This window comes from Bacillus sp. LM 4-2 (assembly GCF_000978495.1).
Lineage (GTDB): Bacteria > Bacillota > Bacilli > Bacillales > Bacillaceae > Bacillus > Bacillus subtilis.
The window spans coordinates 3,481,504-3,506,104 of sequence record NZ_CP011101.1; the positions used below are offsets into that span (position 1 = coordinate 3,481,504).

At 41.2% G+C, this 24,601-nt stretch carries 29 protein-coding genes; 2 read left to right on the forward strand and 27 right to left on the reverse strand.

The window, feature by feature from the left end:
* Nucleotides 1–70: 70 nt before the first annotated feature.
* The 21 genes from hpf to degS form a co-directional block, all read right to left on the reverse strand.
* Nucleotides 71–640: a ribosome hibernation promotion factor gene (hpf, locus tag bslm_RS17315; protein ID WP_003228031.1), complete on the reverse strand. Its 570-nt coding sequence runs from the start codon at nt 638–640 to the stop codon at nt 71–73.
* 190 nt (nt 641–830) lie between these two features.
* Nucleotides 831–1,208, reverse strand: a complete 378-nt coding sequence (locus bslm_RS17320) for a DUF8042 domain-containing protein (RefSeq protein ID WP_003244377.1) — start codon at nt 1,206–1,208, stop codon at nt 831–833.
* Between the two features lie 9 nt (nt 1,209–1,217).
* Nucleotides 1,218–1,559 (reverse strand): flagella biosynthesis regulatory protein FliT, encoded by a 342-nt coding sequence (gene fliT, locus bslm_RS17325; protein ID WP_046381363.1) that lies wholly within the window; start codon nt 1,557–1,559, stop codon nt 1,218–1,220.
* Nucleotides 1,556–1,957, reverse strand: coding sequence for a flagellar export chaperone FliS (gene fliS / locus bslm_RS17330; RefSeq protein WP_003243747.1), 402 nt, complete (start codon nt 1,955–1,957; stop codon nt 1,556–1,558). The genes fliT and fliS overlap by 4 nt, the downstream gene beginning before the upstream one ends.
* A 21-nt stretch (nt 1,958–1,978) precedes the next feature.
* Nucleotides 1,979–3,475 carry a flagellar hook-associated protein 2 gene (locus bslm_RS17335; protein WP_046381364.1) on the reverse strand — a complete coding sequence of 499 codons (1,497 nt, stop codon included), beginning with the start codon at nt 3,473–3,475 and terminating at the stop codon, nt 1,979–1,981.
* A gap of 17 nt (nt 3,476–3,492) precedes the next feature.
* Nucleotides 3,493–3,822, reverse strand: coding sequence for a flagellar protein FlaG (flaG, locus tag bslm_RS17340; protein ID WP_009968250.1), 330 nt, complete (start codon nt 3,820–3,822; stop codon nt 3,493–3,495).
* Between the two features lie 232 nt (nt 3,823–4,054).
* Nucleotides 4,055–4,969 (reverse strand): flagellin Hag, encoded by a 915-nt coding sequence (gene hag / locus bslm_RS17345; RefSeq protein WP_003228021.1) that lies wholly within the window; start codon nt 4,967–4,969, stop codon nt 4,055–4,057.
* 144 nt (nt 4,970–5,113) lie between these two features.
* The gene (gene csrA, locus bslm_RS17350) at nt 5,114–5,338 is read right to left on the reverse strand and encodes a carbon storage regulator CsrA (RefSeq protein WP_003219727.1); all 225 of its coding nucleotides are present in this window, start codon (nt 5,336–5,338) and stop codon (nt 5,114–5,116) included.
* The gene (fliW, locus tag bslm_RS17355; protein WP_003228007.1) at nt 5,332–5,763 is read right to left on the reverse strand and encodes a flagellar assembly protein FliW; all 432 of its coding nucleotides are present in this window, start codon (nt 5,761–5,763) and stop codon (nt 5,332–5,334) included. Before fliW ends, csrA begins: the two co-directional genes overlap by 7 nt.
* 20 nt (nt 5,764–5,783) lie before the next feature.
* Nucleotides 5,784–6,359, reverse strand: a complete 576-nt coding sequence (locus tag bslm_RS17360; protein ID WP_003243053.1) for a DUF6470 family protein — start codon at nt 6,357–6,359, stop codon at nt 5,784–5,786.
* Nucleotides 6,360–6,405: 46 nt separating this feature from the next.
* Nucleotides 6,406–7,302, reverse strand: coding sequence for a flagellar hook-associated protein FlgL (gene flgL, locus bslm_RS17365; RefSeq protein WP_003228004.1), 897 nt, complete (start codon nt 7,300–7,302; stop codon nt 6,406–6,408).
* Nucleotides 7,303–7,312: 10 nt separating this feature from the next.
* Nucleotides 7,313–8,836 carry a flagellar hook-associated protein FlgK gene (gene flgK, locus bslm_RS17370; RefSeq protein WP_003228001.1) on the reverse strand — a complete coding sequence of 508 codons (1,524 nt, stop codon included), beginning with the start codon at nt 8,834–8,836 and terminating at the stop codon, nt 7,313–7,315.
* A gap of 18 nt (nt 8,837–8,854) precedes the next feature.
* Entirely contained in the window at nt 8,855–9,337 is a 483-nt protein-coding gene (flgN, locus tag bslm_RS17375; RefSeq protein ID WP_003227999.1) for a flagellar protein FlgN, read from the reverse strand.
* Nucleotides 9,338–9,352: 15 nt separating this feature from the next.
* Nucleotides 9,353–9,619 (reverse strand): flagellar biosynthesis anti-sigma factor FlgM, encoded by a 267-nt coding sequence (gene flgM, locus bslm_RS17380; protein WP_003227997.1) that lies wholly within the window; start codon nt 9,617–9,619, stop codon nt 9,353–9,355.
* 80 nt (nt 9,620–9,699) lie between these two features.
* On the reverse strand, nt 9,700–10,119 hold the full coding sequence (locus bslm_RS17385) for a TIGR03826 family flagellar region protein (protein ID WP_003227995.1): 420 nt from the start codon (nt 10,117–10,119) through the stop codon (nt 9,700–9,702).
* A gap of 73 nt (nt 10,120–10,192) precedes the next feature.
* Nucleotides 10,193–10,915 carry a comF operon protein ComFC gene (gene comFC / locus bslm_RS17390; protein ID WP_003227991.1) on the reverse strand — a complete coding sequence of 241 codons (723 nt, stop codon included), beginning with the start codon at nt 10,913–10,915 and terminating at the stop codon, nt 10,193–10,195.
* Nucleotides 10,879–11,175 carry a late competence protein ComFB gene (comFB, locus tag bslm_RS17395; RefSeq protein WP_003227989.1) on the reverse strand — a complete coding sequence of 99 codons (297 nt, stop codon included), beginning with the start codon at nt 11,173–11,175 and terminating at the stop codon, nt 10,879–10,881. The genes comFC and comFB overlap by 37 nt, the downstream gene beginning before the upstream one ends.
* Nucleotides 11,176–11,234: 59 nt before the next feature.
* A complete protein-coding gene (gene comFA, locus bslm_RS17400) occupies nt 11,235–12,626 on the reverse strand; it encodes an ATP-dependent helicase ComFA (RefSeq protein WP_003243962.1) in 1,392 nt (463 codons plus the stop codon).
* Between the two features lie 105 nt (nt 12,627–12,731).
* On the reverse strand, nt 12,732–13,577 hold the full coding sequence (locus bslm_RS17405; RefSeq protein WP_003244125.1) for a DegV family protein: 846 nt from the start codon (nt 13,575–13,577) through the stop codon (nt 12,732–12,734).
* A 97-nt stretch (nt 13,578–13,674) separates the two neighbouring features.
* Complete coding sequence (gene degU, locus bslm_RS17410; RefSeq protein WP_003219701.1) at nt 13,675–14,364, reverse strand: two-component system response regulator DegU; 690 nt, start codon at nt 14,362–14,364, stop codon at nt 13,675–13,677.
* An 82-nt stretch (nt 14,365–14,446) separates the two neighbouring features.
* The gene (gene degS / locus bslm_RS17415; protein ID WP_003227983.1) at nt 14,447–15,604 is read right to left on the reverse strand and encodes a two-component sensor histidine kinase DegS; all 1,158 of its coding nucleotides are present in this window, start codon (nt 15,602–15,604) and stop codon (nt 14,447–14,449) included.
* 216 nt (nt 15,605–15,820) lie between these two features.
* Between degS and bslm_RS17420 the strand changes: the two genes are divergently transcribed.
* Both bslm_RS17420 and tagV read left to right on the forward strand, forming a co-directional pair.
* A complete protein-coding gene (locus tag bslm_RS17420; protein ID WP_003227979.1) occupies nt 15,821–16,474 on the forward strand; it encodes a YigZ family protein in 654 nt (217 codons plus the stop codon).
* A complete protein-coding gene (gene tagV / locus bslm_RS17425) occupies nt 16,474–17,649 on the forward strand; it encodes a polyisoprenyl-teichoic acid--peptidoglycan teichoic acid transferase TagV (RefSeq protein WP_003244117.1) in 1,176 nt (391 codons plus the stop codon). Before bslm_RS17420 ends, tagV begins: the two co-directional genes overlap by 1 nt.
* 72 nt (nt 17,650–17,721) lie before the next feature.
* Here the strand turns inward: tagV and bslm_RS17430 are convergent, their stop codons facing one another.
* From bslm_RS17430 to tuaD, 6 genes are all read right to left on the reverse strand, one after another.
* A complete protein-coding gene (locus tag bslm_RS17430; RefSeq protein ID WP_003227975.1) occupies nt 17,722–18,798 on the reverse strand; it encodes an MraY family glycosyltransferase in 1,077 nt (358 codons plus the stop codon).
* Nucleotides 18,799–18,942: 144 nt separating this feature from the next.
* A complete protein-coding gene (tuaH, locus tag bslm_RS17435; protein ID WP_003243252.1) occupies nt 18,943–20,136 on the reverse strand; it encodes a teichuronic acid biosynthesis protein TuaH in 1,194 nt (397 codons plus the stop codon).
* 28 nt (nt 20,137–20,164) lie between these two features.
* A complete protein-coding gene (gene tuaG, locus bslm_RS17440; RefSeq protein WP_003242619.1) occupies nt 20,165–20,923 on the reverse strand; it encodes a teichuronic acid biosynthesis protein TuaG in 759 nt (252 codons plus the stop codon).
* 23 nt (nt 20,924–20,946) lie between these two features.
* Complete coding sequence (gene tuaF / locus bslm_RS17445) at nt 20,947–21,627, reverse strand: teichuronic acid biosynthesis protein TuaF (RefSeq protein WP_003243110.1); 681 nt, start codon at nt 21,625–21,627, stop codon at nt 20,947–20,949.
* A gap of 28 nt (nt 21,628–21,655) precedes the next feature.
* On the reverse strand, nt 21,656–23,122 hold the full coding sequence (gene tuaE / locus bslm_RS17450) for a teichuronic acid biosynthesis protein TuaE (RefSeq protein WP_010886625.1): 1,467 nt from the start codon (nt 23,120–23,122) through the stop codon (nt 21,656–21,658).
* Nucleotides 23,123–23,206: 84 nt separating this feature from the next.
* A complete protein-coding gene (gene tuaD, locus bslm_RS17455; RefSeq protein WP_033884207.1) occupies nt 23,207–24,592 on the reverse strand; it encodes a UDP-glucose 6-dehydrogenase TuaD in 1,386 nt (461 codons plus the stop codon).
* Nucleotides 24,593–24,601: the final 9 nt, after the last annotated feature.

Here is a 24,601-nt window from a genome sequence, read left to right on the forward strand (position 1 = left end):
TTATTTCCAAAGAATTTGCAAATAAGAAAAACAAAAACCTTCCGCGGACATCACGGAAGGCTTCTCTTCATTATTCAGTCGGTTCAATTAAGCCATATTTCCCGTCATTTCTGCGGTACACGACATTTGTAAGGTTTGTTTCCGCATTTGTGAAAACAAAGAAATTATGGCCGAGCATATTCATTTGCAAGATCGCTTCTTCACTATCCATCGGCTTTAAATTAAAGCGTTTCTGACGGACGATGTCCAAGCTCTCCTCCTCTTCTATGTCATCCTGAACCGCAATATCTGTATCAGAGCCAAGACCGTTTGCCAATAAATATTTTGGAGAGCCCTGCTCACGGAATTTACGGTTTACTTTCGTTTTATGCTTACGGATTTGACGTTCCAGTTTGTTTGTTGCGAGATCAATTGCGTTGTACATATCCTCGTTATGCACCTCGGACCGAAGCGCCAGATCTGTCATCGGAATCGTAACCTCAACCTTAGACTCCTTGTCATTGTAAAACTTCAAGTTGACGTTCACATCAGCATCCACGCTATGGTCAAAATAGCGCTCCAGCTTGCCGATCTTCCTCTCGACATGATCCTTTAACGCGGGTGTCACTTCAATATTTTCTCCTCTGATGTTATAGTTCATCAAAGAACGCCTCCCTTTTATTAAGGATATGTATCTATTTCTCTTTTACCCTTTACAATTCCTGCTGAAACATAAATCTTTTGTGAAAATTCAGTGAACTTTGTCGAATTTTGTTTGTATTTGCTCTGTTATTGGCGGTTCGGAGGTATATGTATATGCTGATTGAACGAAACAAATACCTCACACACGCCTAATTGATTAAAAAGGGTTCCATACATTGATGAATAGACAGCATCCATTTTCTATAATGAATCAGAAAATGTTCCTTTAAATACTCACAGAACTCATGAGAGGGAAAAGAGAAAGAGACCAATTGATCAAACTCCGCAAAAATTTGGTCAAATGCTTTCACACAAATTTCAGCACACCGCGAATCCATAATGAAGAGAAGTGTTGAATGTGTTGAATCCAAATAAAAAAAGGCTTGGATCAGATCTTGGTAGATCCGATCCCCTTCTGTTTTTGATAAATTCTCTTCAGCCTCTATCAAATAACACAACCCCTCTTCGATGGTAAAAAGAAGATGATAATAAGCTGATAAAAGCGTATAATCTTCAATGCTCTTCAAGGCACTCACCTATTTACGCTTGTCATAATATGTGCCGTCAATCGTAATGTTGTTATAAGGGTTTAAATACGTCGTATGCATCACACGTTTTCTTTTTATCTGCTGAAGTTCTGTTGCGATTGACTGCTTCAGTCTTTCCATTTCCTTCACAATCAGCTGATCCCATGTCAAAATAAGTTTCATCTGCTTTCGCTCTTCTTCTGAAAGCGGCAGAGATATCTCCTGAATCAGTTCAGACCGTGTAGCCACAAAGTCTTCAATTTGCTTTAAAAGTTCATCGCTTTCCGGCGTATTTTGTATGTGTGACAGCATACTCTTCGTCTCAGTGTATAGTTGATCTATATTATTCATGCGATCCCGCCTGATCCGTGCCGGTCCTTCCGCTCACTTTGAATGGCTTGTTTCCAAGCATCGCGAAAATCTGTTACATAACCTTCAACCTCAGCCAGCATGCCCGTATCATTTTTGATATTTGCCTGTACCAATCTGCGATACATATAATCGTACATCGCACCCATAGAAGCGGAAAGCTCTATGTTACGGTTAAGTGTAAAATTTAATTCCTGAATAATATTTTGCGCTTTAATCAGATTTTCATTTTTACGTTCCATATCATCATTCTCAATGGCCTGAGCGGCAAGTCTTATAAATTTCAAACAGCCATTATACAGCATAAGCGTCAGCTCCCCGGGTGTAGCCGTATTCACTGAATTTTGCTGATAGGCTGTATATGGATTTTGGATCGCCATGTGTCATCCTCCAAATTACATTTATTGTACAAGAAGCTGTGATAAATAGGACGCTTGTTCGTTCATTTTTTGAATCGCAGAATCCATTGCACTGAATTTTGAATAATAGCGGTTTTCTATGGTATTCAATCTGTCCTGCATATCAGTTATTTCAGTACTTATCGAGTTTAAATTTTTTCCAATGGAATAGCTACTAGCTCCCATTGTCGAGTTCCCAGCTTTAGCTTCAATACTTTTCACAGTACTTCTAAGTGTATTAGTAATCCGCTTCATAATACCTTTATCGCTATAGTTACTATCATTTGTTCCACTTGTAAAAAGATTAGCAACTCCTTGAGGATCTTCTGCTATTTTTGCTTTCAATTTCTCTTCGTTAATCTCTAAGTGCCCTCGCAGTTGGTAAGCACTTGAAGTTGTGATGCCAAATTCAGTTAATTGATAGGTTTTCCCATCCGCATTCACTTGAGTATAAAAGTCAGTCCGCATTTGGTTCGTGCCAGTGCTGATGCTTGAATCGTTTCTCAGCAATCCGCTTTTCGCCTTCTCCTCCCAGAGCTCTACCTCTTTATCGGACATGGCTTCTTTTTGTTCACTTGTCAACGGAGTATAGTCTCGGTATTTTTCTTCTTTCAGCTTTTCATTCAGGCTGTCAACCATTTCATTGTATTTATCTACAAACTCTTTGATTTGGTTATAAATCCCGTCAACATCAGTAGAAACAGATGTGGTAACAGGGCCTGTGGCTGCAGTTGTATTTTTAATCGAGTAAGTAACACCATTCACCGTGAAATTGTTTGTCAGCTTCTCCATTTCAAAGCCGTTGATTGTGACTTTGGCATTTGTGCCTTCTTTGTAAGCAGTGAGCTTATTATCAGCATCCAAAGAAAAACCAAGCTGACCGGACATAAAGTCAGCTGTAGCAGAGTCTGCTGCCTGTATACTGCCCCCTGCACCTGTTGCTTTAGAAGAAAACGCAATTGTTTCTACGTACTCTGTACCATTCCAAATTTTATCTTTAAAAGCTGATACTCCTAGATCTGAGCTGTTAAGTTTAGAAATTACATTATCAATCGTATCGGCGCTCGTCACACTAATGTTCACTGTTTTTGCCGTTGTTTCGCCAGGCGCAACAACGTTAAATGCCAAATTGTAATCGCCTTGAGTGTATCCCGTATAATTGTTTGCCTTATACGTTGCTGCGGTTGCCAAGCTCGCCACTTCAACAGTAGAAGAAGAGTTTGGTGCACTTGCGCTTCCTGTAGCAGTTAACACAGACTCATTAGAGCTTGTCACAGTTTTGCTCTGATACGTGCTCGGATATGTCAACGTATTTTTAGACATATAATCTTGCAATTCTTTTATTTTTGAGTTTACTTCACGATAGCTGTCACGCTGCCATTCAAGAGTCTGCTTTTTTTGTGTCAGCTTATCAAGCGGCGCTCTTTCTGTCTGCATCAGCTTTGATACGATATCATCTATATCCATTCCTGACGCCAGACCTGTTATTCTTGTGACCATCTCAAACCACTCCTATTCTACTTTTTTTCATCTACAAATAACCCAAGAAATTCAGTCATAGCCGCATAAAAATCAAGCCACCGTTTTGGTGGAATTTCGCGGATCACTTCATTTGTAGAGTCCTCTATTACCTTTACATAGTATTCATTTAACTTGTCATGAAGCTCGAACTTCAGATGAACTTGCGAAGGTTCCAAAAGCTTGTTCATTTCCCCCACCATTTCAGCAAGATTGGTATATGAAACTTGATGAACAGGAACCTCGTTATCATTATCTTTCTGATTATGTATTTGAGTATCATAACGATCCCAAACAGGTTGTAACGTAGTGAGCCTTTCAATGTTCAATTGATCATCCCCTATGCCCCAATCTATCGTTTATATCGACTAAGTCGAGATAAGATTACACATATTTTTGGAAAAAAATCTTCTGTTTTAGATTTCTTGTATGGAAATACATTTATAAAAAGTTAGTGGAGAATCCGGTTATTATATCATGAGTTAGTGACAGGATGAGGAATGATTAGGAGATAGAAATTTAAATTAAAAGACCCTGGCAACGCCAAGGTCTTTTTTAAAATTAACGTAATAATTGAAGTACGTTTTGCGGCTGTTGGTTTGCTTGAGCAAGCATAGCTTGAGAAGCCTGAGAAAGAATGTTGTTCTTTGTGAATTCGCTCATCTCTTTAGCCATGTCAACGTCACGGATACGAGACTCAGCAGCTGTCAAGTTTTCACCAGAAGCGCTTAAGTTGTTAATTGTGTGCTCTAGACGATTTTGTACCGCACCAAGCTTAGCACGTTGAGAAGAAACTTGGTTGATCGCTTCATCAACAACTTTCAATTGAGCATCGAAACCGATATCAGCAGTATCTGCTGCATTATCTGCGAATTTTGTTACGTCAAGATCATTAACTGAATGAAGAGCTGCAATTGAACCATCAGCTTCTTTAATTCCAAGAGCGTCAGCACCCATATCCTCAATATTTACAGAGATTTGCTGTGTAGCATTTGCTCCGATTTGGAATACCAAGTTCTTTTGATTTGCAGGAGTAGCTGTGTCAACTTTGTAAGTGCCATCGAGCAATTTCTTACCATTGAATTCTGTACGATTTGAAATACCATCGATTTCATCTGTTAAAGCTGAAATTTCATCTTGAATAGATTGCAAATCAGTTGCTTTGTCCTGAGTTCCAGTGTTTCCAGCTTGAACAACTAGCTCACGAACACGTTGAAGGATCGCATGAGTTTCAGTTAATGCACCCTCAGCTGTTTGGATAAGAGAGATTCCGTCTTGAGAGTTTTTAGAAGCCATTTCAAGACCTCTGATTTGTCCTCTCATTTTTTCAGAGATCGCAAGACCTGCTGCGTCATCTCCCGCACGGTTGATGCGAAGACCTGAAGAAAGTTTCTCCATGTTCTTTTGGCTCGCACTGTTGTTTGAAGACAAACGGTTCAGTGTGTTAAGCGCTGCAATATTGTGGTTAATTCTCATTGTTTTGTTCCTCCCTGAATATGTTGTTAAGGCACGTCCTTGTGCCCTTATTTTGTAACTGGCTGAGTCTTTTGCGCCTCCTCCCGGCTACATCATTAATATCGGATTGTCTCTGATTTTGTTAATACAAAAATAAAAAAATCCTCACTTTTTTTGTGAGGATAATGCGGAGATCACATCGCTGGATAACGCTGCTGCACGGTTATTTTCTTCCTGAATGGTCAAGTAAATTTCTTTCCTGTGAATATCAATATGCTTTGGGGCGTCAATTCCAAGCTTCACTTGATCCCCTTCAACCGCAATCACTTTTACTTCAATATCAGCACCTATTTGAATCGCTTCGTTTATTTTCCGCGATAAAACTAGCATGATTCTCCTCCAATCGGATGCTTTGTCGTATATGAGGAGTCGTGTAAAACGACTTGCTTAGCCATCATGTTCTTGCGATTCACAATAATGGGAGCCAATAAATTCGCAGTAGACTTTTCAAATGGCTCTGCCATAGTCAATATTGTCATGACTTCTACGTCTTGAATATTATCGATATCCAAAAGTTCAGCAGTTGATTCATCAAGATCAAATTCATAATTCTTAAAAAAGATAAACGGACTTACGACGATAAACGCAAGATTTTCTGAAGTGACGGACTGCAGTGCCACGAATGGAGAGTCTTCTGAAAGCGGAAGTATGACGAACTGTTTTTCTTCTAAAAAGCCTGGAATCCCGCTTTCAAAAAGAATGATTTGTTCTTCTTTTATGTTCATTTGGCCATGGTACTTCGTATGAATGATCATTGTTCACGATCCTTTTCTTTTTACTTTTCGGGTGATTCTTTCGGGTATTCTACATCTATATTTAAATCAGGGTATTGAAGCATGTCAACCTTAACATTTCCTGGCGTATATTCAACAATTGGCTTATGCGGCTCAGCCTGAATAACAGGCTTTCGCGGCGTAATCTGCACATCAAGCTGTGACGGAGTATATTGTATTTTCACCCTCGAAAGAGAAGGAGCATAATTTTCGCCTAATTGAATTTGGTGCATTTCAGAGTTCCTCCTTGCTTGTGAAGCGATTGGGTTCCCCTTATTTTCAATCTTCATAAGCTCGTCGCCTTCTTCTGCAGTGCGTGCTATTCCCTCCATTACATCCTCATGCCCTTGTTGGGCGGCTTCTTCAATTCTCTTGAAAACATGCTTTCTGTCTAATTCTTCCCATGCTTGTGTCTGGTCAATCGTGAGTTTTCCAGGTGTCACCGATATTTCCATTTCCGCACTCGGCTGTTCGATCTCTAGATCAGCTTGAGGCTGCTCCATTTTTAAGCTGGCAGGCGTCGTTGTTAAACCAATTTTTCCTTGAACACTATGCATAATCAATCTGGGAATCTGCATCACTCTACCTCCTGAACTATAAAAAAAGCGAACTCCTAAGAGCCGCTTACTTTAAAAAGTCAATCAATGTAGGCTGAACAATTTGCGCATTAACGGCCAGAGTAGCCCTGTGCACACTTTGCTGCGCAATAAATTCAGTTATTACTTCTTCCAGTTCTACATCTTCATTGTCTGATAACACTTTGGTAGCTGTTTCTTCTTGCGCTGACAGTCTTGTATTAACCAGTTCAAGACGATTATATCTCGCTCCAAGATCAGATCGTTCAGCGCTCATGCCGTCAGAAAAATGATCAATATCATTTAAAACACTGTCCATGCCATCTAGCGAACCAGAATTTAGTGCTTTCTCAAAAGAATCAAGCATTTCAAATACATTCTGCCCGCTTTCAGAAGTGCCTCCAAAAGCTGACTTTGGATCTGAATTCACTTTCAATGACATATTATTTGATATATTGACTACGACATCAGCTGTATCAGAAATTGTATAAGTTCCGTCTCCGTTATCTGTAACCGGAGGCTTATCTGAATTTGTGCCATTAAAGATATATCTGCCGTTCACTTGTGTATTCGCAATATTTAAAAGCTGTTCCTTTAACTGCTTTACCTCTACGCCAATCGCTTGCCGCTCCGGCTCGCCGTTTGTATCATTTTGAGCTTCAACCGCTAATTCTCTGACCTTTGACAAGATGTCAATTCCTTCTGTAATGTTTGTTTCTGTGTTTTCGAGCCAGGTAAAGGCTTGAGAAGCATTGCTTTTGTACTGCTGCACTTGAGACAGTTGCGTATTATACTTTAAGCTTTTCATTGCTACTACAGGATCGTCGGAAGCTTTTGAGATTTTTTTTCCTGAAGAAATCTGCGACTGGAGTTTATCCAGCTTCGAGTAGCTTGAACCGATATATCTCAGTGAGTTTTGCTGTATCATGCCTTGTGTTACTCTCATGTGACTCTACCTACCTTCCTCCAACACCCATGCCGTTGATCACTTTATCAAGCAATTCGTCTTGTAAAGTCACCATTCTTGCAGCTGCATTGTATGCGTGTTGGAATTGAATCATATTCGTCATTTCTTCGTCTAAAGAAACTGCGCTCATTTGCTGACGGTTTATGTCAGCATCATTCAGCTGTGTTTCTGTATTAGACGCCAGTCGATTAGCCTCTTGAGCTTCGATCCCTAGCTCGCCAATCAGACCCGCATAATAATCTAAAACACTAGTTTCTTTACCGTTAATGGTTATTTTACCGGTTAAAACATTTGCTAATTTTGTAGCATTTGCGTTATCGTTGGCTGCACCAGTCAGTGAGAAAGCAATGTTTGCGCCTTTTGAATCTATTATGCTGTCAGCCACTTTGATCTTGCCCGCCGCGCCCTTGGCAGGTTCAGTTTCACCGCCAGTAAAATCAAAAAAGTCTCCGCCTTGTTCACCGCTCTTGGTCACACCATTTCTGTGCACTTCATTGAAAGCTTTCGCGAATTCAAGCGCCATATTGTCAAGATCAGAAAGCATTTCCGGGTATACGCCCTTTTCTTGGCCGTCTGCTGTTATATAACCGTAAGACTCTATAAATCCTAAAAGGGATCCCTTGCTGCTAAAGGACTCCGCCTGCACAGCTGTATCCCCGATTGAAATACTTGATACTAACCCAGTTTCATTATCATAGTTGGCTGCAAGTTCTGAAACCTCGTAATTTTTACCGTCCAAAACAGTTCCTAGCGACTGTTTATTTTTATCAAGGATTTCAATTGATACAGTTCCTTCAGCAGATGCAAGTGCATTCCCGCCTGATTTGTTGTAGCTGACTTTGATATCAACCATTGAGGATAATTTATCGATCAGCAAATCTCGCTGGTCATATAAGCCATTCGGAAGGAGCCCGACCGGCTCTACTTGTGCAATTTGCTTATTTAAACTGTTTAACTGAGAAAGCAGAGAATTGACATCCAACACAGTTGTATTTAGCTCTGCTTTTAAATTCGATTGGACATTTGTAAGTGATTCAGAAATATAATTAAACGTTTCAGCTACAGCTTGTCCTTTTCGAGCAACAACAGAACGTGCACTTTCTTCATTTGTATTATTCGATAATTCCTGCAGGGAATTCCAAAACGAATTGAGCACACTGTTCAAGCCGCTGTCATCCGTTTCATTTAAAACGCCTTCCATTTGGGACAGCGCTTTTGCCTTCGTGTCATAGTATCCGGCACTGTTGTTTTGAAGACGGTATTGGTAGTCAAGAAAGATATCTCTTATTCTCTCAACTGATTTTCCTTGAACGCCCGTACCCATTTGTCCCGCTGTTTTTTCTGCATTTTTAGATACAGCAGGGAAATAGTCAGTTGCCTCCAATGAGACCCGCTGTCTTGTATAACCATCAGTATTGGCATTTGCCACGTTATTTGCAGTAGTGCTTAACGCTGCCTGCTGAGCGCTTAACGCCCGCCTTGCAGTTTCAAGCCCCATAAAGGTAGATGTCATTTTCTGAATTCCTTTCTGCTAAGCTTTTGAATCAAACAGTTTCATTTTGCTACTTTTCGGCAGCTCAGCTTTAATTGATTTGCTGTAATTGAAGTTATTTTCCTTAGGAACCAGCATATCGTACGAAATAGAGATGAATTGCAGCGCGTCTCTTGTCAGCTGCCTATTCATCTCATTTACTTTTTTCAGACGTCCGAGAACTTGAGAAAGAGATTCGTATAGTTGTTCCAGCTCTTCCTTTTCACTGCCTGAGGTTTTGGCGATACATGCGGAAATAGTATTATTTTCGCTATATCCGAGAAAGGCCGAAGTTGTTTTGATCCGGTCATCTTCTGTCTGCGTGATTGCTTGAATATATTTTTGCTCTTTTGTCAAAATGTTAGAAAGCTCTTTTGTTTTGCCGGCTTTGAGCGCTTCCGTCTTTTCTTCAGACAGCGTGAGCAGGTGCTCATGCAGAACGCAAAGTCGCTTCAATTGTTCAATAATTGCCTTCGCTGACATGGGCTTTCTCCTTTTTTATTGCTTTTTATAAAAATTAATCATATTTTTCGCAATATGATTTGCGTCTACTTTGTATGACCCGTTTTCAATTTGCGCTTTAAGCTGCGCAATTTTTTCCTGTCGTGAACCAGTGACTGCGTCGGATGCATGTTGCATTTCTTTAGCCTGTGATGAAATTTCAATTTTATCTTGAGGCTGTGCAACAGTTTTTTGCACCGCTTGCTTATCATAATTTTTTTGATATGGATTAACGGATTGTGTTCCAAATTGATTGATTTTCATAGGATTCCTCTCGCTTTCCGTTGCAGTCTTTAAACAATCTTAACCCTTTTATCGACTGCGTTTTCAGTTAGTTTAGGGAATCAGCTGTTTTTGGTATTATAGGCATAGTATGTGTCTTTTTTACTATTTTCTTTCTCGATTTTCAGAGCATCCTCGTGGTTCAAATGATCCATTTGATCCTTAATATCAGACTGGCAAGCCTTGCAGAACTTGCCTTCTCTAATCGATGTCCCGCACCTTTCACAAGGGTATGCCAAATTAGGAAGATGAGTGATCTGAATTCGCTTCTGCCTGATGAATTTCAATATCAGCTCTTCTTCCACACCTGTTTCCTCAGTTATCCGGCTCAAAGTTGATTGCCGGTTTTCCTGTTTTCTTAAAAATTTATAGACAGTCTCAAATGATTTTTCTTCTTCCTTAATACACGCCTGACATACGGTTTGCAGCTTTGTTTTTAAAAATAAAGCATTGCATTTCGGACAATTAGCCAGTTCTCCCATCTTTTTTTCTCCTTATTAGATAATATGCCTGTGTCAATTTCTAGTGATTATATCGGCATAAAAACAGAATCATTTAGCTTCTGATCAAGGTAAAAGATGACACTGAAGCGGCTTTTCCTTTTTCTAATAAGCAGCGGGCTGCGAAGTGCAAGGTGGCGCCTGTTGTATAAAGATCGTCTATTAAAATGATATTCATACCTTCTGCTGAATTATTTTTTGTATCAAAAATGCACTCTGACAGCAGGCGTTCTGTTTTCTTTTTCTTTGACTGTTTCTCATTATTCAGGCGAATGAGGGGATGGTGGGAAGGCCGGTCTAAACATTCTGCCAAGAGATGTGCCTGGTTAAATCCGCGCTCTTCTTCCCGTTCCTTGCTCAGCGGAATAGGTACAAGAACAAAATGCTTATCGGGGTAAACCTTAGAAAAGGTTGAAGAAAAATCACTTTTAAATGCATTTATGATTTCTGCATCTCCTCTAAATTTAAAACGGGAGAGCGTTTCTTTCATCATATCATTATATGTGTAAACTGAACGGTTTTGACGCAATAGCAAACTGTCTCTGATCCTTGTTCTCCACACCTCGCAATCCCTGCATACGGCATGAACAGATTGAGGTCTGCCGCACAGGGGGCAGATATGTCCTGTGATTTTCTTTAATTTGCTTCTGCAAGAATAACAAACCTTTTCATCAGGCTTTAGTAAAAAAAGGGCTCTCCATGTAACATCTTGAGAAAATTGCGAATCACATAATAAACAGATCAGTTTATGAATGCCTCCTCCTGCTTCGTTTGACATAAATCGCTTGGACTCTCTGAAACTACTGCAGCAGATTCAGCCAAAATGACAAGCATTGCTGTGTTTTTTTGTTTATCTACCAGCTCAGCTTTCGTATATGCGATCTTTTTAAAATCAGTAACGTAGGATGGACTCACTTTGTTTAAAGAAAGTGCCAATACATCGTTTTGGCATACTTGGCAAGTACAGGCCATATGAAGCTGGTCCATATATCGGTCGAGCAGTTCTTTCATTACGATTTCTTTTGAATTGACAAGCATTTTTACAGCTCCTCATCATCGGTTATATGAGTATACTGTACCACGTTTTCAAATAATGGCTAGTCTGTACATTCAACTTTTGCTGCCAATTCATTCATTTCTTTTATATGCTTTCTTGCATCGAGCATACTCTTTGTTTTGCCGAAGTGAAAGTAAATGACATCGCCGTCCGCATATTCTTTATGCCGGCCGGTTCTTCCTGCAATTTGAACAAGTGCGCTTTCCGTAAAGATAGACGATTCCGCTCCTAGTACACCCGTTTGCACCTTGGGGACTGTGACGCCTCTTTCCAGTATTGTTGTTGTGATTAATAGATCGAGCTGACCATCTCTGAATTGCTGCACTTTCTCCTTTCTATGCTTGTCTTCCGCGTGCACAGATGCGGTTCGGCAATGAACACCTTTAAAGCACGCAGCAGCCTTTTCCAGAATAGAAACGGAAGGAACGAATAAAAAAACAGGCCTCCCTTCTTTTACATGAAACTCTATCCATCTTTTCACCGCTGGCGGAATTTTATTTCGGTTTAATTTCTTCTTCCAGTTTCCACACCATACAAAGCGCGGTTCGGGTAAAGGTTTCCGGTGGTGTCTTGCGGGGATGCGAACTGAATGTAACTGTCCGTTCAGTGCTTTTCTTTTTAATTCTTTAGGAGGTGTTGCACTTAAATAAACGAGGGTGCTGTTTTTCTTTCTTGCTTTTTGAACAGCGAATTGAAGGGTTTGATCAGCAGAATATGGAAAAGCGTCAACTTCATCAATGATCATAACATCGATTGCATCTTTATATCGCAAAAGCTGATGCGTAGTGGAAATCATAAGCGGAGATAGCCGCCCTTTGTCATCGCTTCCTCCGTAAAGCGCTGAAATGTCAGCACCCTGAAAGGCAGCCTTGAGTCTTGGAGCAAGCTCTAATACAACATCGGTGCGAGGTGTTGCAATACATACACGCAGTCCTTGATTTAACGCTGATTCTATACCAGGAAACAGCATTTCTGTTTTGCCAGCGCCGCAAACCGCCCAGATGAGGAGCTCTTCTTTTTTTGATATTGCTTCAATTAAAACATTGGCGGCTTTTTGCTGTCCGCTTGAAAGCTTGCCATCCCATGTCAGCTTAATAGACTTCCAGTTTGATTCATTTTCCTCTTTCCATGAATATAAAGGAACCTCCTCACTCACTCTGCCCATCATGACACAGGAACGGCAATACAGCTTATTCTTTCCAGATGAGTGATAAAAAGAAAAATACCGCTGATCAGTTTGTCCGCACCTATTACATCTATATCTCCGTTTATTTATGGATATAGAATTTTCAGCAGTGATATATCCATTCTTGATATGCCATTCAATCATCTCATCGGAAAATGAGAGCTCAGTCCTGAGCAAATGACGGCTTCGAAGCGTCTGCTGCAATTCTTTTGAAAAGGAACTGTTTTTTTCAACTGGCACATTCACATAGCACGCCTCCTTTCGAAACAGTATGCCTGAATGAATATTTTCTGTCCAACTATTAAAATAAGAATATAAAAAAATCTCCGCTCTAAAAACGGAGATTTGGCCTTATTTAAAACACCAGCAAATTCCTAACGCACCTTCACCCAAATGAGTGCCGATTACCGCGCCAAAATAGCTGTTATAAAATTCAACATGAGGATATTTTGCAGAAAGCTCTTCAATGATTTTCGCTGCTTCTTCCTCTCGATTAGCGTGGATAACAGCAGCTCGCATAGGCAACCCTTTACTCGCATCTTCGTCTAAAAGCTCATAAATTCGCGAAATTGCTTTTTTACGTGTGCGAATCTTCTCAAAAGGCACAATTACCTTATTGTCAAAATGAAGGATAGGCTTTACCTTTAGAAGACTACCAATGAAGGCTTGGGCGCTGCTTAATCGCCCGCCGCGCTGAAGATGGGCTAAGTCATCTACCATAAAATAAGCTCGAACTGTTTTTTTCATTTCTTCCAGTTCTTTTATAATATCTTCCGGCGATGATGCTCCGTTTTTGATTAATTCAGCAGCTTTAAGGGCATAAAAGCCTTGAGCCAAGCAGCTGATCTCTGAGTCAAATGGATACACATCAATATTGTCGACCATCGAATCAGCCGCTGCTGCACTGCTGAATGTTCCGCTGATCCCGCTGGAAAGATGGATACTGATAACCGCATCATAAGACTTGCCAAGCTCTTCATACAACGCAACCAGCTCGCCGATTGGCGGCTGAGAAGTCGTCGGGAGCTCATTATGTTTTTTCACTTCTTCATAAAAGCTTTTCCAGTCCAACTCAATTTCTTCACGGTAAGTCTCCTCCCTAAAAACAACCTGGAGAGGGATCATATGTATCTGATGTTGTTCACGCATTTCTTTCGGAATATATGCCGTGCTGTCTGTTACGACTGCAATATTCATAGCTTCGATACCTGCCTTATTGCTTTATAACTCTATTGTAAGGGAAACGGCAGCCTAAAAAAAGACCTGCCTAGTAAAAGGCAAGTCTCCTATTATACTATCTCATTTCTACCCAGCCATTTTTAATGGCGACCACAACGGCTTGCGTCCGGTCGTTTACATTCATTTTTTGTAAAATATTGCTGACATGGTTTTTAACGGTTTTCTCACTGATAAACAATGATTCACCAATACCGCGGTTGCTTTTTCCGTCTGCAAGCATCTGCAGCACTTCACATTCCCGCCTAGTTAAAATATGTAATGGTCTGCGGATTTCAGGGTAAACCTCATGTTGAGGGTGTGCAGAAACTCCGCTTGTTGCAAGGCGGCGGAATTCGTTAACGAGGTTGTGAGTAACCTTCGGATGGAGGTAAGATCCGCCCTCAGCCACTACTTTAACCGCTTCAATTAATGTATCAGCATCCATCTCTTTCAGCAGATAACCTCTTGCACCTGTTTTCAGGGCATGTGTTACATAATTTTCGTCATCGTGAATTGATAGAATAATTACTTTAGATTCAGGATACAGCTCTACAAGCTGTTTTGTAGCTTCCACACCATTTACGTTTGGCATATTGATATCCATGATCACAACATCAGGATGATAGTGCTCAACAATACGAGCCGCTTCGTCCCCGTCATCACCTTCGGCTACCACTTCAAAGGTAGGTTCAAAATCCAATATCCGTTTAACACCTTCACGAAATAACTGATGGTCGTCGATAATAACAATGTTTACTTTAGTCACAAGCCACGCCTCCTTGTATTATTGTTCTATATACTCTAGCATTCGGTCAATATGCCTTTTGGCTCTATTTTACAAATCATAGTCAAAGAGATAACGGAACCTTAATCATAATAAATGTCCCAAGACCTATTTTCGAATCTATTGTCATCGTTCCTTCCAATAAATCTACTCTTTCTTTCATGCCCAGCAAGCCGAATGATTTGTTTTTCTTCTCTTTCGCTTCCTTCAGGTCGAACCCTTTACCGTTATCTTTTATCATTAAAATCACAAAATCCTTTGTGATCTCAACTTTGACTGTAATTTCTTCAGATTCAGAATGCTTTAGCGCATTAGACACAGCTTCCTGTGCGAGCCTGAAGAGCGCAACCTCAAACTGAGGCGCTAGCCTCTGATCCTCTGTTTCTCCAATGCACTGAAAATGTATTTTGACCTTCCCGTTATATTCCTCGGTTGTATATAGATATTTTCTTAAAGTTGGAATCAGGCCTAGGTCATCAAGGGCCATCGGTCTTAAATCATATATAATCCTTCTCACTTCGTAAAGGGCATTCCGAACATTTTGGCGGAGATTTTTAATTTCTTGGAATCCGTCCTCTGCGCCCCGGTCACGGAAAATCCGCTCGATTAATTCCGATCTCATCATAACATTCGCCAGCATTTGAGCGGGTCCGTCATGGATTTCTCTTGAGACTCTTTTTCGCTCTTCTTCCTGCGCCTCAATAATTCTTAAGCCGAAATCCTGTTTTGCCTGAGCATCAGCAAGAAGCAGTCCAACTTCGCGCAAATCCTGATTCAAGTAGTTGAGCACAACTGTAATTTGGCTTACTAATGATTCTGACCGCTCAATGATTTCCTGAAGCCCTAGCAATCTGCGCTCCAAATCGTCCCGCCGTTCGCGCAATTGCTTCTCACGCTGCTGGATCATCGTCAATTCTACCTGCAGCTTATGGGCTTTTTCATAAGCATTGCGGATTTCCTCTTCACTGAATCTATGAAAATTACGGCTGACCTCGGATAAACGGTTTCTCGCATGGCGAGTTTGCACTTCAAGTTTATCGCCAAGCTCAATCACTTCATACACCTGCTGTTTAATTTGTTTCAGTTCTTCGACCAGCTGTTCATACTGCTGGCGTGACTGCTCCCCGATTTGAAAAACCTCGTCCTTGCTCCCGTCAACGGTTTTCAGCATCTTCATCAAAATAGAATCCAGCACTTTGGAATCCATCTTTGTTTTATTCATAATTTCCCTCCGTCACGGCGTTGTCATATATTTTTATTATAAATGTAATTGATCTGCAAATTATGTCGAATTATAATGAAAGAATGCGTATATTCTAGAAAAAAACATTTTTATATACTATCTACTCTTTATGATACCAAAATACGCACAAAAATTCTAAAGACTGTACGAATTTGTATAGGCAGTCTTTTATGCTTAGCAGGAGGGTCAGCTAGCATGCTGCACAGCTATTTTACTGTGAAAGAAGCGGGAGAACACGAGATTGTTATAGAAAAATCGCGTTTTATCTGTCATTTAAGCCGTGTTTCTACCGAACAAGAGGCACAGGAATTTATACAGAAAATAAAGAAACAGCACTGGAATGCGACTCATAATTGCTCGGCTTATGTTATTGGCGAGAATGATCATATCCAAAAAGCCAATGATGACGGGGAACCAAGCGGTACAGCGGGAGTGCCGATGCTCGAGGTTTTAAAAAAACGCAGGCTGAAGGATACTTGCGCCGTCGTTACACGCTACTTCGGAGGCATTAAGCTTGGTGCTGGCGGATTAATTCGCGCTTATGGGAAATCAGTGTCTGAAGGATTAAATCATATAGGTGTTGTAGAACGGAAGCTTATGCGAATCATGCATACTTCTGCAGATTACACATGGCTTGGCAAGATTGAAAATGAATTAAGGGAGTCACAATTTCTGTTAAAGGAAATCCATTATTCAGAAAATGTTGAATTCGAAACATACGTGGAAGAAAAAGAAACCAACGCTTTTTCTGAATGGATGACAGAACTGACAAATGGAAAGAGTGATATTAAAGAGGGAGAGTTGACGTATCTTGAAAAAGCCGTCAATCACATAAAGGAGACTGAATAATGGCTGAACGCGTTAGAGTGCGTGTGCGAAAAAAGAAAAAGAGCAAACGTAGGAAAATTTTAAAAAGAATAATGTTATTGTTCGCCCTTGCACTATTGGTAGTTGTAGGGCTTGGCGGGTATAAACTTTATAAAACCATTAACGCTGCGGATGAATCGTACGATGCCCTATCCCGCGGGAATAAATCAAATCTTCGCAACGAAGTTGTAGACATGAAGAAAAAACCATTTTCTATTTTATTTATGGGAATAGAGGATTACGCGACTAAAGGACAAAAAGGGAGATCAGACTCTCTTATTGTTGTTACCCTGGATCCCAAAAATAAAACCATGAAAATGCTGAGCATTCCGCGTGACACACGTGTGCAATTAGCTGGTGACACAACGGGAAGCAAGACGAAGATCAATGCCGCTTACAGCAAAGGCGGTAAAGATGAAACAGTTGAAACTGTTGAAAACTTCTTGCAAATCCCGATCGATAAATATGTCACAGTTGATTTTGACGGATTTAAAGATGTGATTAATGAAGTCGGCGGTATTGATGTTGACGTGCCTTTCGATTTCGATGAAAAAAGTGATGTAGACGAAAGCAAACGGATTTACTTCAAAAAAGGCGAGATGCATTTGAACGGCGAAGAAGCCTTAGCATATGCCCGGATGAGAAAACAGGATAAACGCGGAGACTTTGGCCGTAATGACAGACAAAAACAAATCTTAAACGCGCTGATTGACCGCATGTCAAGTGCAAGCAACATTGCTAAAATTGATAAAATCGCAGAAAAAGCCAGCGAAAACGTTGAAACCAATATTCGCATTACTGAAGGTTTAGCGCTTCAGCAGATTTACAGCGGCTTTACCAGCAAAAAAATCGACACATTGAGCATTACAGGTTCTGATTTGTATTTAGGGCCTAACAACACATATTACTTTGAACCTGATGCTACAAATCTCGAGAAAGTCAGAAAAACGCTTCAAGAGCATTTAGATTATACTCCTGATACAAGCACTGGCACTTCCGGTACCGAAGACGGGACTGACAGCTCAAGCAGTTCTGGCAGCACTGGCAGCACTGGCACAACAACTGACGGGACGACGAACGGAAGCAGCTATTCGAATGACAGCAGCACAAGCTCAAACAACAGTACAACGAATTCAACAACTGATTCATCCTATTAAAAAATGCCCGGTCCTTTTAGAGGATCGGGCATTTTTGCGCAGAAAAAAACTCCGGCACATAAGCCGGAGTTTTTAATTCCTTTTCACCAGCCGTTTATAAAACTTTGTAAACGGCTTAAATTTTTCATTCACGAGTCCTGTCACTTCTGCTATGATTTGCATAAAAATAATCAAAATGAAGATAATAAACAAAGAAAGCCAAATTGTGGCACTTTTAAGTACAATCGCACTGATACTGAAAATAAATCCAATTAAATAAATAACTAAGACCGACATCCGATGTGAAAGGCCAAAGGCCATCAGTCTATGGTGAATATGCGACTTATCAGGCGCTGAAATCGGCTGTTTGTTTAATATTCTTCTGATGATAGCAAATGTTGTATCAAAAATCGGTACGCCTAATATAATAATCGGGATAACGATACTGAACAATGTGACACTTTTATACAGGCCTAATAATGAAAGAATCGAGATACTATACCCTAAAAACAGTGATCCCGTATCTCCCATAAAGATTTTTGCCGGATGGAAGTTGTAAAACAAAAACCCCAGCGTGCTGGCAATAACGACTAATGAGAGTGACAGAATGAGCACTTTTCCGCCGGATAGCGCCATGACAGCAATCGTTGACAGGCCGATAACAGAAAGACCGGCAGCAAGGCCATCCAATCCATCAATCAGGTTAATTGCGTTCGTGATGCCGACAATCCATAATACCGTCAGCGGATAAGCCATCCATCCTAACTCAAATCGTTCTGTTAAAAAAGGTACTGAGAAAAAGTCCATTTTTAAGCCAGTGCTTACAATCATAATGGCTACACCTAATTGAATCAAAAACTTAACTTTTGCACTTAATTGATATTTATCGTCAAGAATACCTAACACAATAATGATGAATGCTCCGACTGTAATTGCCGTCATCCTTGTTTCTGTGTAAATACCGGATGCAAGCACGCCTGCAACCACCCCGATAAATATGGCCAGCCCGCCCATGCGGGGCATGATTTTGTCATGTACTTTTCGATTGCTGGGCTGGTCAACTGCACCTATTTTAATCGCAATCCTTTTTACGATTGGGGTTATGATTAAAACTGTCAGCAGCGAGACAATAAACGCAACAACAATGCGAATCATGCGTTCGTCAAGCATAAAGAAGTCTCCTTTGGAATTAAATGAAGTCTTTATTTATATAGAGAACCGTTCCTTCCATTATACCTTCTCCTTAGTTATTATAACAAGCTTCATCAAAAAGAAACACGTATAATCAAAAAACGCGCATCCCAATTTATAGGACTACGCATGTTTTTGAATCCCTGTATATTTCATAATTTGTCTAAATAAGCAATTCCAATCTTGTGTCCGGGCGATGTTTCGGCGCATTTCTTTATAGGTCTCGTCTCCGTTTTGACCGAGAACTTTTTCACAAGCGGCTATAAAATCAATCGGATGATCGCCCTCTACATATTCGTATACATACGGCTTTTGCATTTTTGAGGTTGACGGAAGATTAGTGCCTACAACAGGTTTTCCTGCCGCTAAAAATTCAAATAGTTTCAGCGGAAACACAGCTTGATTATACGGTGATTGTTTATATGGCATAATGCCAATGTCGATAAGCTCCATATAATGAGGCACTTCTTTTGGATCTGCCGGACCGGTCCATATGACATTGGGAAGCCTCAGCAGCTCTTGAAACGAAACATCACCATTGGTGGCATCCGGGCCAACCCATAAAAATGTCCAATCAGGCTTTTGCAGTGCCGCTTCTTTAATCATTTTAAAATCGAGCTTCGGTTTAATCCCGCCAATAAAACCTAACACTATTCCTTCTCTCCCCTGCAGTATACTGCGATCGGGAGCTTGTTTATTTGCAGAAAACAGCTCATACTCCACACCGTTTTCCACAGTATGAACCTTTTCTCGTCCTGCAGTCAGTTTTTTGTCTACTTCCTTGTGAAGATAATCTGATGAACAGGTTATTGAATCTGCTCGTTGTATAATTCTCAGCTCTGCCGATTTAATGACTTTTCGCCGGAATTCAGACAGCAGATTTGATCGGCCGCTGATCGGCGCAGCCCATAGGTCACTGCAGTCATAAATGACCTGATCCCAAGAATACAGCGAAGACAGCAGCGGGAATCCGGGAAACGTGTACCATAAACAGCAGCGTTCACCGTTTGCAGAAGCAGGTGTAAGCTCATCGAGTAATGGGGAGAGCTTATGTCTGTAAAAGACATCTGTATATCGTCCGAAACGAAACATTTTTTTCTGCAGCAGGTCTTTGACAGCGAATTGCCTGATGCCAGAATGGACTTCCTGAAACTCTTTCCCTTGGGCACGCGGAGCCGGACATACCCAAATAACTTCCTTCGTTTCCTCCTGAGCAGCTAAAAATTCTGCCAGCCGGTGCCTTCTGTATCTCAATTGGTCTTTTCCCCATTCAGCAGTGGCAACGATGACATGAATGATTGCTTCTTTTGTTTCCACCTTCATCACCTTTTCTCTCTGTTTGCAGCTATAATCTTTTTTTCACCGCGTTTTTTGCATATTGAACAAAACACCATGTTGCTTTCATAAAATGAAGCCGTTCGATCTCCCTGTAGACAAACCACGTTTTTTTCGCAGCCTTCCATTTGTTGCTGGAAATTGAATTATTGACAAGCCGATATTCAGCCAGGCATTCATTCATTCCATAGGCAGTAAATCCTTTTTTTAAAAGAGACAGCCATGTGGCTAAGTCCTGTCTCGTTCTGATATTCGGCATTTGGATCTGTCCCGTTTGCTCCCTGTCAATCATCACCGTCAAGCAGCCGATAATTGTATTTTTCAGGGCGTCATCGTACGTCAGGCTTTCCGGCGCATGAATAAATTTATCGAGCGGGGTCCCGTCCTGCGCCATTAAGCTGTAGCCCGTGAAAGAGAACGCACAGGAGCGCTCCATCATAAACTCAAGCTGCTTTTCCAGTTTGTCTTTTTTCCATTTGTCATCACTGTCCAAAAATGCTACGTAGCGCCCTTGAGCGCGTTCCAACGCTTTGTTGCGAGCAACCGCAGCTCCGGAGTTCTCTTCCAGATACACCACATGAATTCTTTCGTCTATTTTTTCATACTGCTGTAAAATGTCGCGGGTCCCATCCGTTGAGCAATCATCCACGATAATCATTTCCCAATGAGGATGGCTCTGATCTAATACCGAATGAACCGTGTCTTCAATATAGTCACGCGCATTATAGGAAGGTGTAATGACAGATACGAGAGGTTTCCAATTGGTCATGATCACATCTCCATCGTATGATTTTAAAAGGATTCTCTGAAAAATTCAGGAATGACAACGAACATAAAGGCAATCGTAAGGCCAATCATAACGCCGAGAACTGCTTTCTTTTTCGGAGACATACCGCCGCCTGCTGTCTCACTTACGGTTTCGGAATCAGTAACACTTGCCGCTTTCAGGTTAAGCTGTGTGTTTTTGAGTTCATATAAAAATCTCTCTTTATCCACTTTGGAATCCTCGCTCACCGACTCGCCTTCAAGCGCGTCTATGCTGCTGCGGATGACGGCTTCTCTTTCTGCATACAGCTTTTGATCGTTTTTGAGGAAGGTGGAGGATATGGCGTTTAAGACAGATTCCGTTCTATCCTTATCCTCGTCACTATAGCTTAAAGTCAGTAACGATTTGGATTCCGTATTGATTGTAAGCTTCTCTTTGATCTCTGCTACATCTTCATCCTTTTCATCAGGAAGCGCCTCCTTCAAAAAGGAGTCGCTCTTTAATAGAAGCGGAATCTCTTCTGTGCTGTTATAAACCGGATGATCATAGCTCCCCACAGCCAAAGTATCTTCAGCTGTATAGCTCTTTTGATCAGCGATCTGTGACGGCAGGATATACCCCGCCGCACCTAATATAATTGGCACCGCTATGATCCAAATGATATTTTTTTTTATGCGACGGGCTATTCTTATCAATATATCGTTCATATAAGTCTCCCTGCTTTTTGTAGTCTGTTTATCTGTACATCGGCTCAGGCATTTGTCTGGATCGCCTTAACACATTCACGGCGGCGATGACGAGCGCCATAAACACCCAATGGAAAAATAAATTTGAAACAGAGCTTGGGCTGATACTTGATACCAGGAAACTGACCATAGCGGTAATAAGTCCTTCTGTGATCAGTTTTGACTGATTTTCTAATTTTCTTTCATAAAACTTGTAAAGCACCCATATGAGGTAGGCATAAACGGACAAATATCCCAGCATGATGAACAAACCAAAATTAGCAAGAATTTCAACAAGCCAGTTATGCACCTCTGCCACATTGTCAGTATCATATACAGCATAATGCTCAAGATAATAGGATACATTTCCTGCCCCGACTCCGAATCCGTATGAATCAAGGAAAAAATGCCAAGCGTTTTTCAGCAGATTTGCCCGAGCCACATTTGATGGAAGCCTGTCATGAAATGAATGCAGCGTCTGCGGGGCCAGAAACAGCTCCCAAAACTTTGAATAGATTTTGCTGGCGAAAAGAACTGCGAAAAGAGCAATTCCCGCCGCCGACAGCCATATAGCCATTCTCTTTAAAACAGGCGGCAATACAATGAAGATGTAGACAGCAATACCTGCAAAAATGCCCAGAAGGCTGGCTCTTGAACCAGTGGCAAAAATTAAATACAACGCACAGAGCGAGAGCACAAGGCCAATTGCCTTGATGTATCCATTCTTAATGTTTTTCATCATCGTGATGTAAAAAAAGAAGCTGATGGATAAAAAGGTCGCAAAGTCATTTTGATTAAAAAAGACCGATGTCGGATAATGCTGCTTGTACTCCGGTCCGCTGTACAATGTGGAACTCGCAAGATGATGGTGGGTGATATGATTGTAAAAACCAATGATCATCAGAAATACCGTCATCACCAGCCAAATGGCATAAACAATCATCAGCCGCTCCATTTTTTGCACGTACATGACAATAAGATAAATGAAGAAGATCCCCATTGCCAATAAGGCTAAATACTTGAGGCCAACTGTTACCGACTTGGCCCACAGCAGAGAAACAAGGCCATATATAAACCAAAAGGCGAAAAAGAGTAAAATCCCTTTTACTTGCAGCCCATGCCATCTTTCAATATGGGTTCGATTCCGAACCATGCCGAAAATATGAAGGCAACCCGCTGCAATGAGCAGAAGCCGGTAAAGGAACAAACTGAAAAATCCAAGATGAATGGCAAAAAATGCATTATTTAAAAAAGTGCAGGCGATCAAAATATAGATTACAGCCATAAAGAGCCGTTCTTTTGTTGTAAATGCGGTTGCAAGCGTCAGTAAAAACAGGCCAATTGCCAACACCGCAAGCACAGCAGCCATCTGCATGAAACCTATATCTTTATGGATGGCTCCCAGCAATAGGACGACTCCAAATATAGCAGCGGCCAGTAACGCTAGCGTATGGACCGCTGATCGTTTGATACTCACATGTTTAACCCCTTTCCTGATGTTTCAGGAGCCGGCGGCCGAGCCTAGCAGCCGGCAGCTTCAACCAAGTAACACTTTTTCTTTTTATAAATTGACGCTTCCCAAGTCTTTAGCCAATTCTTCAAGCGGCAAGCCCGGAAAATACTTGTCAGAGGGTTCCGTTCCCCGAACAGCGGGACGGCCGATAGAGTGATAAATGTATCCGGCTGCCTGCATCTCTTCAAGTGAAAATAAATTTCTGCCGTCGATGATGACTGGCTGTTTTAAGAGACTTTTCACTTTTACAAGCTCCATTTCTTTTACTTCCGGCCAATCCGTTAAAATCAGGCATGCATCAGTGTCTTCAATCGCAGCATACACATCTGTGTAATACTCGACCTGTTCGCCAAGGATCGCTGAAGCTTCAGGAATAGCAATCGGATCGTATGCTTTTACATGGGCGCCCAGCTGCTGCAGCATTGGGATAATATCAAGCGCTGGAGCGGATCTCACATCGTTCGTATTCGGTTTGAAGGCTAATCCCAGGACTGAAATGGTTCTCCCTTTGACGCTTCCCATAACAGTCAAAAGTTTATCTACAATATGAACACGCTGCTTTTCGTTCGTTTCAATGACAGCTTCGATGAGCTTGAATGGATAGCCTGCCGATTTTGCGATTTGAAGCAACGCGGTTGTATCCTTTGGAAAACATGAACCGCCGAATCCAATACCCGCTTTAAGGAACTTTCTGCCGATACGGCTGTCAAGACCAACACCATCAGCAACTTTTGAAACGTCTGCGCCGACTCGCTCACAAATGTTTGCGATATCGTTGATAAAGGAAATCTTTGTCGCCAGAAATGCATTCGCGGCGTATTTAATCATTTCTGCACTTTCTAGGTTTGTTTTAATGACAGGAGCATGGAATGGCTGATGAAGTTCCTCAATGATGGCAGCGGCTTTATGACTTGTTGAACCAATCACGGCACGCTCCATATTCATCGTGTCATGAATCGCTGACCCTTCCCGAAGGAATTCAGGGTTAGATACAACATCAAATGAGTATCTCCCCTTTGAGGCTTTTTGAACGATAGATTGCACCAGTTTCCCTGTTCCAACCGGGACTGTGCTTTTATTTACGATCACTTTGTAGCCGTTAAGATGCTCACCGATTGTTTTCGCCGCCGCTTTGACGTACGTTAAATCAGCTTCACCTGTTTTGGACATAGGCGTTCCGACTGCAATATAAATAATATCTGAGGCCCGAATGGCGGACGGGATATCGTTCGTAAAGGTCAGGCGCTGATCCAGCACATTTTTTTCAACTAAGTCTGCAAGCCCTGGTTCATAGATTGGGATTACCCCATTTTTCAGACTTCTGATTTTTGATTCATCGATATCACAGCAAACAACTTTATTGCCGATCTCCGCAAAGCAAGTGCCTGATACGAGTCCTACATAACCTGTTCCAATGACAGCTATTTTTTTCACAGCGCTCAT

Coding starts and splice junctions, on each gene's coding strand:
- flgL (WP_003228004.1), bottom strand. CDS start 7,302: ATGAGAGTAACACAAGGCATGATACAGCAAAACTCACTGAGATATATC.
- tuaF (WP_003243110.1), bottom strand. CDS start 21,627: ATGAACGATATATTGATAAGAATAGCCCGTCGCATAAAAAAAAATATC.
- tagV (WP_003244117.1), top strand. CDS start 16,474: ATGGCTGAACGCGTTAGAGTGCGTGTGCGAAAAAAGAAAAAGAGCAAA.
- degS (WP_003227983.1), bottom strand. CDS start 15,604: ATGAATAAAACAAAGATGGATTCCAAAGTGCTGGATTCTATTTTGATG.
- hpf (WP_003228031.1), bottom strand. CDS start 640: ATGAACTATAACATCAGAGGAGAAAATATTGAAGTGACACCCGCGTTA.
- bslm_RS17385 (WP_003227995.1), bottom strand. CDS start 10,119: ATGGGAGAACTGGCTAATTGTCCGAAATGCAATGCTTTATTTTTAAAA.
- bslm_RS17430 (WP_003227975.1), bottom strand. CDS start 18,798: ATGCTTGACGAACGCATGATTCGCATTGTTGTTGCGTTTATTGTCTCG.
- bslm_RS17420 (WP_003227979.1), top strand. CDS start 15,821: ATGCTGCACAGCTATTTTACTGTGAAAGAAGCGGGAGAACACGAGATT.
- fliS (WP_003243747.1), bottom strand. CDS start 1,957: ATGGCGATCCAAAATCCATATACAGCCTATCAGCAAAATTCAGTGAAT.
- fliW (WP_003228007.1), bottom strand. CDS start 5,763: ATGATCATTCATACGAAGTACCATGGCCAAATGAACATAAAAGAAGAA.
- flgN (WP_003227999.1), bottom strand. CDS start 9,337: ATGTCAGCGAAGGCAATTATTGAACAATTGAAGCGACTTTGCGTTCTG.
- flgM (WP_003227997.1), bottom strand. CDS start 9,619: ATGAAAATCAATCAATTTGGAACACAATCCGTTAATCCATATCAAAAA.
- bslm_RS17405 (WP_003244125.1), bottom strand. CDS start 13,577: ATGAATATTGCAGTCGTAACAGACAGCACGGCATATATTCCGAAAGAA.
- bslm_RS17335 (WP_046381364.1), bottom strand. CDS start 3,475: ATGGTCACAAGAATAACAGGTCTGGCGTCAGGAATGGATATAGATGAT.
- tuaG (WP_003242619.1), bottom strand. CDS start 20,923: ATGACCAATTGGAAACCTCTCGTATCTGTCATTACACCTTCCTATAAT.
- csrA (WP_003219727.1), bottom strand. CDS start 5,338: ATGCTAGTTTTATCGCGGAAAATAAACGAAGCGATTCAAATAGGTGCT.
- flgK (WP_003228001.1), bottom strand. CDS start 8,836: ATGACATCTACCTTTATGGGGCTTGAAACTGCAAGGCGGGCGTTAAGC.
- comFC (WP_003227991.1), bottom strand. CDS start 10,915: ATGTCAAACGAAGCAGGAGGAGGCATTCATAAACTGATCTGTTTATTA.
- comFB (WP_003227989.1), bottom strand. CDS start 11,175: ATGCTTGTCAATTCAAAAGAAATCGTAATGAAAGAACTGCTCGACCGA.
- bslm_RS17360 (WP_003243053.1), bottom strand. CDS start 6,359: ATGCAGATTCCCAGATTGATTATGCATAGTGTTCAAGGAAAAATTGGT.
- hag (WP_003228021.1), bottom strand. CDS start 4,969: ATGAGAATTAACCACAATATTGCAGCGCTTAACACACTGAACCGTTTG.
- fliT (WP_046381363.1), bottom strand. CDS start 1,559: ATGAATAATATAGATCAACTATACACTGAGACGAAGAGTATGCTGTCA.